Origin of the sequence: Mesorhizobium sp. M2A.F.Ca.ET.037.01.1.1 (assembly GCF_003998075.1) — a bacterium.
Lineage (GTDB): Bacteria > Pseudomonadota > Alphaproteobacteria > Rhizobiales > Rhizobiaceae > Mesorhizobium.
On the sequence record NZ_RZSA01000105.1, the window covers coordinates 1 to 10,773 of the forward strand.

8 protein-coding genes and 1 pseudogene are annotated in these 10,773 nt (G+C 59.4%); 4 read left to right on the forward strand and 5 right to left on the reverse strand.

Translation table 11 applies throughout. The features are described from left to right. Window positions 1–173 precede the first annotated feature (173 nt). The 3 genes from carB to EOA27_RS08045 all read left to right on the forward strand — a co-directional run bounded on the left by carB (window position 174) and on the right by EOA27_RS08045 (window position 6,824). Window positions 174–3,677: a carbamoyl-phosphate synthase large subunit gene (gene carB, locus EOA27_RS08035; RefSeq protein ID WP_126081733.1), complete on the forward strand. Its 3,504-nt coding sequence runs from the start codon at window positions 174–176 to the stop codon at window positions 3,675–3,677. A 503-nt stretch (window positions 3,678–4,180) separates the two neighbouring features. Then, window positions 4,181–4,537 (forward strand): hypothetical protein, encoded by a 357-nt coding sequence (locus tag EOA27_RS08040; protein WP_127255872.1) that lies wholly within the window; start codon window positions 4,181–4,183, stop codon window positions 4,535–4,537. Window positions 4,538–4,595: 58 nt separating this feature from the next. Continuing rightward, window positions 4,596–6,824 carry an NACHT domain-containing protein gene (locus EOA27_RS08045; RefSeq protein ID WP_127255875.1) on the forward strand — a complete coding sequence of 743 codons (2,229 nt, stop codon included), beginning with the start codon at window positions 4,596–4,598 and terminating at the stop codon, window positions 6,822–6,824. A gap of 139 nt (window positions 6,825–6,963) precedes the next feature. Here the strand turns inward: EOA27_RS08045 and EOA27_RS08050 are convergent, their stop codons facing one another. Further along, window positions 6,964–7,356: a RidA family protein gene (locus EOA27_RS08050; protein WP_126081729.1), complete on the reverse strand. Its 393-nt coding sequence runs from the start codon at window positions 7,354–7,356 to the stop codon at window positions 6,964–6,966. 408 nt (window positions 7,357–7,764) lie between these two features. Continuing rightward, window positions 7,765–8,325, reverse strand: a complete 561-nt coding sequence (locus EOA27_RS08055; protein WP_127255878.1) for a DUF4142 domain-containing protein — start codon at window positions 8,323–8,325, stop codon at window positions 7,765–7,767. A 157-nt stretch (window positions 8,326–8,482) separates the two neighbouring features. On the opposite strand from EOA27_RS08055, the gene EOA27_RS08060 reads away from it, so the two are divergent. Beyond that, window positions 8,483–8,821 (forward strand): hypothetical protein, encoded by a 339-nt coding sequence (locus EOA27_RS08060; RefSeq protein WP_126081727.1) that lies wholly within the window; start codon window positions 8,483–8,485, stop codon window positions 8,819–8,821. Between the two features lies 1 nt (window position 8,822). On the opposite strand, the gene EOA27_RS08065 is transcribed toward EOA27_RS08060, so the two are convergent. From EOA27_RS08065 to EOA27_RS08075, 3 genes and pseudogenes are all read right to left on the reverse strand, one after another. After that, window positions 8,823–9,641 carry a carbohydrate ABC transporter permease gene (locus EOA27_RS08065; RefSeq protein ID WP_189343371.1) on the reverse strand — a complete coding sequence of 273 codons (819 nt, stop codon included), beginning with the start codon at window positions 9,639–9,641 and terminating at the stop codon, window positions 8,823–8,825. Between the two features lie 7 nt (window positions 9,642–9,648). Next, window positions 9,649–10,521: a sugar ABC transporter permease gene (locus EOA27_RS08070; RefSeq protein ID WP_126083741.1), complete on the reverse strand. Its 873-nt coding sequence runs from the start codon at window positions 10,519–10,521 to the stop codon at window positions 9,649–9,651. 65 nt (window positions 10,522–10,586) lie between these two features. Next, window positions 10,587–10,773, reverse strand: a pseudogene (locus EOA27_RS08075) (ABC transporter substrate-binding protein); the annotation flags it as partial.

Consider the following 10,773-nt stretch of genomic DNA (forward strand, 5'->3'; position numbering starts at 1 on the left):
CTACTGCCCTACTGCCCTACTGCCCTACTGCCCTTCATTTTCGGGGTTACATCCCGCAAAACTCTTCCCTATAAGGCCCTCCTAGCCTGATACCAGAATCGCAAGCACAACCGGCCGGGTCCTCCCCCGCCCGGTTTTTCGTGCAAGCCGCTCGCCGAACGGATTTTTCGACTATGCCAAGACGCACCGACATCAAGTCGATCCTGATCATCGGGGCCGGCCCCATCGTCATCGGCCAGGCCTGCGAGTTCGACTATTCCGGCACCCAGGCCTGCAAGGCGCTGAAGGAAGAGGGCTTCCGCGTCATCCTAGTCAACTCCAATCCGGCCACCATCATGACCGATCCGGAGCTGGCCGACGCCACCTATATCGAGCCGATCACGCCCGAGGTGGTGGCCAAGATCATCGCCAAGGAGCGCCCGGACGCGCTGCTGCCGACCATGGGCGGCCAGACGGCGCTCAACACGGCGCTCTCGCTACGCCGCATGGGCGTGCTGGAGCGCTATCAAGTAGAGATGATCGGCGCCGACGCCCATGCCATCGACAAGGCCGAGGACCGCGCGCTGTTCCGCCAGGCAATGAGCAAGATCGGGCTGGAGACGCCGCGCTCGATGCTGGCCAACGCCACCGACGTCAAGAACGCCGACCGCAAGACCCATGAGGCCGAGCGCGCGGCGCTCAAGGCAGAGAACCCGGAAAATCTCGACGCCGCGCTCGACGCGCTGGAAACCCGCTGGAACCTCGGCGAAGGCGACCGCAAGCAGCGCTATATCAGCCATGCCATGGCGATCGCCGCCCAGGCGCTCGACCATGTCGGCCTGCCGGCGATCATCCGGCCCTCCTTCACCATGGGCGGCACCGGCGGCGGCATCGCCTACAACCGCGCCGAATTCTACGACATCGTCCAGTCCGGCCTCGACGCCTCGCCCACCACCGAGGTGCTGATCGAGGAAAGCGTGCTCGGCTGGAAGGAGTATGAGATGGAGGTCGTCCGCGACAAGGCGGACAATTGCATCATTGTCTGCTCGATCGAGAACCTCGATCCGATGGGCGTGCACACCGGCGACTCGATCACCGTCGCCCCTGCCCTGACGCTCACGGACAAAGAATATCAGATGATGCGCAACGCCTCGATCGCGGTGCTGCGCGAGATCGGCGTCGAGACCGGCGGCTCGAACGTACAGTTCGCCGTCAACCCGGCCGACGGCCGCCTTGTCGTCATCGAGATGAACCCGCGCGTCTCGCGCTCCTCGGCCCTGGCCTCGAAGGCCACGGGCTTCCCGATCGCCAAGGTCGCCGCGAAACTCGCCGTCGGCTACACGCTGGACGAGTTGGAGAACGACATCACCGGCGGCGCGACGCCGGCCTCCTTCGAGCCGACCATCGACTACGTGGTCACCAAGATCCCGCGCTTTGCCTTCGAGAAATTCCCTGGCGCCGAGCCCGTGCTGACCACCGCCATGAAGTCGGTGGGCGAAGTGATGGCCATCGGCCGCACCTTCCAGGAATCGCTGCATAAGGCCTTGCGTGGATTGGAAACCGGCCTGACCGGATTGGACGAGATCGAGATTCCCGGCCTCGGCCATGGCAGCGCGCCCGCCAGCCACACCGACGACCGCAACGCGATCCGCGCCGCGCTCGGCACGCCGACGCCGGACCGGCTGCGCATGGTGGCGCAGGCGATCCGCATGGGCACCTCGCTTGAAGACGTGCACGCCATGTGCAAGATCGACCCGTGGTTCCTCGAGCAGATCGCCGGCATCATCGCCATGGAGGAACGCATCCGCGAACATGGCCTGCCGCAGGACGCCGTCAACCTGCGCATGCTGAAGGCGATGGGCTTTTCCGACGCCCGCCTCGCCTCGCTGACCAGGACCGATGCTGAAGTCGTCCAGAAGAACCGCGAAAAGCTCGACGTTCATCCGGTCTACAAGCGCATCGACACCTGCGCCGCCGAGTTCGCTTCGCCGACCGCCTACATGTATTCGACCTATGAAGTGCCTTTCGTCGGCGAACCCGCCAACGAGGCGCGCGTGTCAGCGCGGAAAAAAGTCGTCATCCTCGGCGGCGGCCCGAACCGCATCGGCCAGGGCATCGAGTTCGACTATTGCTGCTGCCATGCCGCCTTCGCGCTGCGCGACGCCGGCTATGAAGCGATCATGGTCAACTGCAACCCGGAGACGGTCTCGACCGACTACGACACCTCCGACCGCCTCTATTTCGATCCGCTGACGGCGGAGGACGTGCTGGAGATCCTGCGCGCCGAGCAGGCCTCGGGCGAGCTGGTCGGCGTCATCGTCCAGTTCGGCGGCCAGACGCCGTTGAAGCTGGCTGACGCGCTGGAGAAGGCCGGCATCCCGATCCTCGGCACCTCGCCCGACATGATCGACCTGGCGGAAGACCGCGACCGCTTCCAGAAGCTCTTGCACAAGCTCAACCTCACCCAGCCGAAGAACGGCATCGCCTATTCGGTCGAGCAGGCCCGCCTCGTCGCCGGCGAGCTAGGCTTCCCGCTGGTGGTGCGCCCGTCCTATGTGCTCGGCGGCCGCGCCATGCAGATCATCCATGACGAAAGCACGCTGCAGACCTACCTGCTCGACACCGTGCCCGGCCTTGTGCCGGAGGACATCAAGCAGAAATATCCCAACGACAAGACCGGCCAGATCAACACGCTGCTGGGCAAGAACCCGCTTCTGTTCGACACCTATCTCTCGGGCGCCATCGAGGTCGATGTCGACTGCCTCTGCGACGGCAAGGAGACCTTCGTCTCGGGCATCCTGGAGCATATCGAGGAGGCCGGCATCCATTCGGGAGATAGCGCCTGCTCGCTGCCGACGCATTCACTGCACCCGGACCTCGTCGACGAGCTGGAGCGCCAGACGGCAGCGCTCGCCCGCGCGCTCAACGTCGGCGGCCTGATGAATGTGCAATACGCCATCCAGGACGGCACGGTCTATGTGCTGGAGGTCAACCCGCGCGCCTCGCGCACCGTGCCCTTCGTCGCCAAGACCATCGGAAGACCTATCGCGAAAATTGCTGCCCGCATCATGGCCGGCGAGACGCTGGAAAACGCCTTCGCCCATTACGGCGCCATGCCCGACCCACGCAATCCCGGCCACATCGCGGTCAAGGAAGCCGTCTTCCCCTTCGCCCGCTTCCCCGGTGTCGACATCCTGCTCGGACCCGAAATGCGCTCGACCGGCGAGGTCATGGGCCTCGACCGCGACTTTGCGCTGGCCTTCGCCAAGAGCCAGCTCGGCGCCAATGTCGACCTGCCCCGCTCCGGCACGCTGTTCGTCTCGGTCCGCGACGAGGACAAGAAAGGCATCCTGCCGGCGGTCAAGCGTTTGGCGGAACAGGGCTTCAAGGTGCTCGCCACCTCCGGCACCGCACGCTTCCTCGCCGAGAACGGCGTGGTTGCCGAAAAGATCAACAAGGTGCTCGAAGGCCGTCCCCACATCGAGGACGCCATCCGCAACCGCCAGGTCCAGATCGTCTTCAACACCACGGACGGCCAGAAGGCGGTGTCGGACTCGAAGTCGCTGCGTCGCGCGACGCTGATGCAGAAGGTGCCCTATTACACGACGCTGTCGGGCGCCGCGGCGGTGGCGGAGGCGATCGCGGCGCTAAGGGCCGGGAACTTGGAGGTGCGGCCGTTGCAGGAGTATTTTGGCTAGGCCCAAGGCTTCTCCACACTGCGAACCAACCTACCATCGGAACGAACCGCGCTGGACTCACCTTAACGGTGACTGCCATCGTCTACATTGTTTCCGGCTGCTACAAAGCTCTTAGCTGCCTATTGAACGAGGCGCTCCCACCTTGCCTTCCGTCGGCGTTGTGACAGGATGCGAGGGCGTACGGCTAATAGATTCCCGTTGCCCAAGGTGGATAATTTCTCGGTTTTTGGCTGCATTGCACCTAGGATCAATAAGCATTCAAAATGACCCAAACGTCTGTTGTAGCATTCGTTGATTGGACTGCCCAGATTCATATTGCCGGCGGGACCGGTATTCGCAATCCTCGCACACGCGCCACCGTGACTCTCGAGAACGTTTCAAAGATAATATCATCTACTCTGAAAAAATTATCAGCAAACACCAACGTTAGATTTCGGGTAACTCTTCGGTTATATCATGGGTGGCACCGCGGACTAAACCCGACGGAAAATAGAATAGCAGTTATGGATGTAGTTAACGACCCTGATTTTGTCTTTTCGGTAAACTCTAAAGATATTCACATTGAAAACCAAATTGGATACGGGGAAACCCTTCTAAATTCGCTTCCGCATCGATTTGTGCAGCAGTCGGGGAAGTCAATGCCGAAAATAAATCTTCCAGACACGTTCAGAAGACCTCTAAACGATAATATCCCCAGAGAAAAAATGGTGGATACATCACTTGCCTGCGATATACTAACTCACGCTCGATCCGATTCCAGAGATTGGCGTTTAGTGCTGGCGGAAGATGATGATCTCGTCCCGGCACTATTTGTAGCAGAAGCATGGTCAAAAGTCGCGGAGGCAGGACGGTGCTCGTAAGACGTCGAAAGAATAACAATTACCTTTCCTTGGACGGCCTCTTGCAGGAGATCGACTAATGGTAAATAACATAGATATCATAAAGGACGAGCTTGCAGTTTTTGCGGACATTGGCACTGGCACGCCACATCATCAGGAAGAAGAAACAGGAACAATATTTCGTTTCGTTCGACTGGGGCATGAAGTTACAGTCAAATTCCTAAAGAGCGGAAAGATAGAGTACAACAAGGAAGGATTTTCTGCCGAGACATTTATTAACTATAAATCTCTATTATCGTCAACCGACTTTGCAAATTTGAAACTTTGGGCCACGTCCCAGTCAATAGCTCTCCAGGACTTGATCAAGGAGAAGAATATAATTGAAACAGTCGGCAGACTAAGCTCGAAAGCTCGGAATATAGACGCCAAGATTGGGGCAATCGAGAAGTTTCTGGTTGAAGAAAGAGCGCCGGGTCAGTCTGTTCGCGTTTTATTAATTGACGGCCCGGCGGGTATTGGGAAGACTCATTTCGTCGAACAGATAGCATCCCTTCGAGCCAGAGACTTTGTAAAAACGCAACGCCCCTTGATACTGCATGTCAAAAGCAGGGGTAGGATATTGACCTTTATTCAAGATCTGATGGCTTTCAGCCTTCAGTCTTTAAGGCTCCAGGTAACATACGATCAGATTCCGATTCTTGTCAGGCATGGGCTGGTTCAACTTGCTATCGATGGTTTCGACGAACTGGGCGATCCCAATGGTTACGAAACCGCATGGGGACAGGTTCGAGAGCTCGTCGAAGATATCGAGGGCGAGGGAACCATAATTCTAGCGGGCAGAGAAACGTTTATCGGAAGGGAACGACTACTCAAGGCCGTCCCTAGACTTGACGAAGAACACCACGAAGTCGGCGTGTTCAGCATCCTGCCCACCACACCCAATGCAGCGAAAAGCTGGCTAAAGAATAAAGTGCCTGATGCGCGGGTCGATGAAGCCAGTGAGCTAGGCCTCTTTGACGAGGGCTCTTATGCGCTGCGACCGTTCTTCCTCTCCCAAATCGCCGAGTTGTTATCTAAGGACATCGATCTTGAGTCAGCGCCGCCTTTGGTCTCTCTTACCAAGCTTATGATCGAGCGCGAAGCAACTAAATTTCCCAATGCCCTCATTGAGCTCATGGAACTAAGTGGTCTGCGCAGGTTCGTACTCGACGTTTTAACCGAAATTGCACGCGACATGGCGGAAAACCAAGTCGATTCAATTGATGATGATACGCTATTTTGGATCGCCGAAACTGCTGCGGGAGACGACTTCGATGCAGATTCGCTTCGGTTAATAAAAAATAGGATACAAGCCATAGCTTTTCTGGAAAATGACGAACGGCGGGGGCGCCGCAGATTCGCTCATTCCGAATTTTTTAACTACTTCCTAAGCCATTCGGCAATTTCCGCAATATCACAAAATGAGACGCCAAAGTTTATCCGCAGAAACATTTTTGGTCCAGATTTTCTCATAACTTTCGGTTTGTTTTCTCTGTCGGCTGATAACAACGAGCTAAAAAGTTTCGCAAAGATTGCTGCCGCCATGATATCTGTACCGTCAGAATTGGATCGATCTGATCGAAATATCGCCGCGTTGCTACTGACCTGTTTGCCATTTGCAGGCTCTGTCGGCATCACCGATATAGAAAATATACATGTCGATGATAGCGTCATCAGGGGTGTGTCGGATTTTTGTAGAATATCAAATTCCTCCTTTAATCAGATCGACCTACGCGAGTGCGACATTTCAAACGTGACGTTTGAGAATGTGGAAGTAGCTACAGTGATCGCCAATGAAATAACCCGGTTGTCGCCAACTTTTCCTGATCCAGGAATGATACAACTGGAGGTGGAAGGGCGGCAAGAGCTTTTGGCCGGAGCAGAGGCCACTCAGTGGATAAACGCACATGGTCGAGCTAGAGATAATGAGAGTTCGGAAACTCTAGTTTCGGAAGGACTAAGAGAACATGAATTATACCGACTTCTTCAGAAGTCATGCCGAGTTATGCTGAGGCAACATTGGATAAGAAGTGACGGTGGCGACTATCTAATTAAGATAGTAAAAAGTGAATTCTGGCAGACCTTAGTTGATATCCTTAGGAAGAACGATCTACTTGCCGAACGGCACGGAAAACCTGCATCAGGCCCTCCGTCAATTTTCTATCACATTCCGCATGCGCGAGAAATATTACAAGAGGACCGATCGAACGAACTAGTAACGTCCCTCTTTGCTGACCTGGAGGAAAAGGTAGCCGAATTGCGCAATTGATAAACGCGTTTCCGCACGACTCGCTCTAGACCCGACCCGTTTGACATAACGCTGGGTGCCGGTCTCGTTGGCGAAATGCAGCTGCCTGTCTATAAAGCGAAGGCGCCGTGGATCAGCGTCTTTTCGAAGAGAGAGGCCCTCACGCCACCGCCACGCACTCAATCTCGATGTCGAATTCCATCGGCCACGAAGCCACCGGCACGAAACTCCGCGCCGGTGGGTTGGTGGCAAAATACCTCGCGTAGACCCGGTTGATGGCGTTGTAGAAGCCGGAATTGACGGCGTAGATGCGCACCATCACCACCTTGTTCAGCGAGGTGCCGGCCGCTTCCAGGCAGTGTTTGAGCGCCTTCAGCGACGCCTCAGCCTGGGTCTCGATGTCGCCGCGCACCATCTCGCCGGTCACCATGTCGACCGGCGGCGTCGCCGAGATGAACACGAAGCCGTTGGCCCGCACCGCCGTCGAGCACGGCAGGCCGAGCGCGCGCACCTTCGCCGACATCACCGGCACTTCGATGACTTCCTTGTCCATGGTGGTCCTCCCTGATTTGCGAGGGAGCTTATCGCGGCGGCGAGGGAACGCCAGCCTTGCCTTCCCCCCTTGTGGGCGGGCGGTTCGGCATTTGCCGGTGGAAAGTGCGCAGCGTAGCGTTCCTTCGCCCCCCTCTCTGTCCTGCCGGACATCTCCCCCTCAAGGGGGAGATTGGCAGCTTCGGCGCCTCGCCCTTCCTGCAACGTTGGAGATTGGCGAAAGCCGGCGTGACGGCTGATCTCCCCCCTTGAGGGGGTTGAGGAGCGGTCCGCGCAGCGGACGGAAAGCCAATTGCTTGGCTTTCCGAGCGACGAAAGCCCTGAGCGACAGCGAAGGGCCGGACAGTCCGGCAGGACAGAGAGGGGGGCCTCGCACCGGCGCTGGCCGATTGGCTCCACCCAAAGCCCCTCACTGATGTGCGACCGCCAGGTCCTTCACGTGCTTCTCGTGCATCTTCAGCACCGGCAGCGTCTTCTTGGCGAATTCCTTCAGCGCCGGGTCGTCGCCGGAATTGGCGTAGGTGGAAAACAGCGCCACGGGATCCTTATGCGCGTCGGTCTGCATCTTGATGTATTTGGCGTCGAAATCCTTGCCGCTCGCGCCCTTCAACTCGTCGAGCATCTGCTGCTCCTTCGGCTGCAGCGCCGGGCCGGAGGGCTTGATCGACGCGGTGGTCTGGCCCTGGCTGAGCGCGGCCTTGAAGTCCTCGCCGGCCTTGGTGTGGTCCTTGATCATATCGGCGGCGAAAGCCTTGACGTCGGCCGACGCCGACTTCTCCTCAGCCAGCCTGCTCGACTCGATCTCGAATATGTTGGCATTCGGCACGGTCGTGACGAAGGTCTGGGTGTCGACCTTGTTGTCGGTCACCATGGGTCCCACGGCATCCGTATTGGTGTCGTTCGATTGGGCGAACGCGGCGGGCGCGCCGGCAAGAAGCGCGACGGCGACCAGGGGCAGCAGCGTTTTCATCTCAAAACTCCGATCCGAACAGCCCCTCTGCCTTCTCCAACGCGGCATGGGCGCCAGGGTTGCTTGAAAGGCCGCCTCGAAAAGACACGGCGGAACCAGCCCCGCTTTGCCGCATTGCTTCGCGTCAGCTAAAACCACGCGGGAACGGGGAGCAAAAATGACCGACAGCGACGAGATCGACCTGCGCTGCCCGCAGGTCGTTGCCGACAACGCCGCCAAGGGCCTCAGGCTGCGCCAGCAGTTCGGCCGCGGCGGCACCGAGATCGGCGTCGCGCGAGCCACCGAGCTCAAGAGCCGCAGGAACCTGTCGCCCTCGACCATCAGGCGCATGGTCAGCTATTTCGCCCGCCACGAGGTCGACAAGAAGGGCAGGAACTACGGCAATGAGGACAATCCCTCCGCCGGCTATATCGCCTGGCTTCTGTGGGGCGGCGACGAAGGGTGCGCCTGGGCGCTGGAGATGAAGAAGAAGGTCGGTAACGCGCCCGACATCTGAACTAGCCCTTTACCCCGCCGGCGGTGAGCCCGGAGACGATCCTGCGCTGGAAGGTCAGCACCAGCGCCACCAGCGGCACGGTGACGATCACCGAGGCGGCCATGATGTTGCCCCAGGGGATCTCGAACTGCGAGTTGCCCGACAGCAGCGCGATCGCCACCGGCACGGTGCGCTGCGTGTTGGTGGAGGTGAAGGTCAGCGCGAACAGGAACTCGTTCCAGGCGCTGATGAAGGCGAGCAGCCCGGTGGTGGCGAGCGCCGGCCACATCAGCGGCAGGAAGATGCGCGTCAGGATGGTCCACGGTCCGGCGCCGTCGAGGATCGCCGCTTCCTCGATCTCGACCGGCAGGTCGCGCACAAAGGTGGTGAGCACCCAGACGGTGAACGGCAGCGTGAAGATCATGTAGGACAGGATGAGCGCCAGGAGCGAATTGTAGAGATGCAGCGCCCGGATGATCTCGAACAATCCGGCCAATGCCGCGACCTGCGGAAACATCGAGACCGACAAGATGGCGAGCATCAGCGCCGAGCGCCCGCGGAAACGGATGCGCGCCAGCGCATAGGCCGCGGTGACGCCGAGGAGCAGCGAGATCGCGACGACCGCGCCCGAGACGATCAGCGAATTGACGAGATTGCGCAGGAAGGGCCCTTCGGTCAGCACGTTGCGGTAGTTGGCAAGGCTGAACGATTGCGGCCAGAGGCTCGCCTGGAACAGTTCGGTCCCCGATTTCAGGCTGGTGACGATGGCGTAGTAGAACGGAAACACCGCGACGAAGACGATCGCGAGAAGCAGAAGATAGAAGGCGGCGCGCTTCAGCATTTTCACCTCAGCGCCCTCCCTCGAAAGTCAGCCGCCCTATCCGGATATAGGCGATGGTGAGCAGGCCGATGATGAGGAAAAGCAGCGTCGAGGCGGCCGAGCCATAAGCGAACTTGTCGAACTCGAACAGGTTCTCGCGCGCGAAGATCGACATCGACTTGGTCTGCACGTTGTTGGGCGTCAGCACATAGATCAGGTCGAAGATTCGCAGCGCATCGAGGGCGCGAAAAATCACCGCCACCATCACCGCCGGGCGGATCAGCGGCAGCGTCACGCGCCAGAAGATCTGCCATGGGCTGGCGCCGTCGAGCTTCGCCACTTCGAGGATCTCGCGCGGCAGCATCTGCAGCGCCGCCAGGATGAGCAGCGCCATGAACGGCGTCGACTTCCAGATATCGACGATCAGCACCGCGACCATCGCGGTGTCGGCGCTCGCTGTCCAGGCGATCTTGCTATCGATCAGGCCGAGATTGAGCAGAACGACATTGATGATGCCGAACTGGTCGTTGAGCATCCACTGCCACATCTTGGCCGAGACGATGGTCGGGATCGCCCAGGGGACGAGGATCGCCGCCCGCACGATGCCGCGTCCCGGGAAGTCTGCGTTGAGCGCCAGCGCCACGACCATGCCGAGCACCGTCTCGCAGGCCACCGAGATAATTGCAAAGCGCACCGTGTTCCACACCGCCCGCCACCAGACCGGATCGACCAGCAGCCCGTCATAGAGCACCCGGCCGCTCGGCAGGGTGAGCACCGAGAAATAATTGTCGAAGCCCACCCATTGCCGCGCGTCGAGATCGGCGAGCGAAGCATCGGTGAAGCTGTAATAGACCGTGCGCAGGAACGGCCAGCCAGCGACGACGGCGAGCACGAAAAGCATCGGCGCCAGGAAGAGCCAGGCCGTGCGAACGCGCCGGCGCGCCAGCGGCGATGGCCCGGCCGCGCTCACCAGCCCTTGCCCTTCAGCCTGGTCAGCCGCGCTTCGAGATCGGCGAGATTGTCGGCGGCAGTGCCGTTCCCGGAGATCGTGTTGTGCACCGCGGTCCAGAACTGGCTGGACGCCTCGTTGTATTTGATCCTGACGGTTGCCGAGGGCCTGGGCTGCGCGTTGAGGAATATCTCTTTCCAGCGC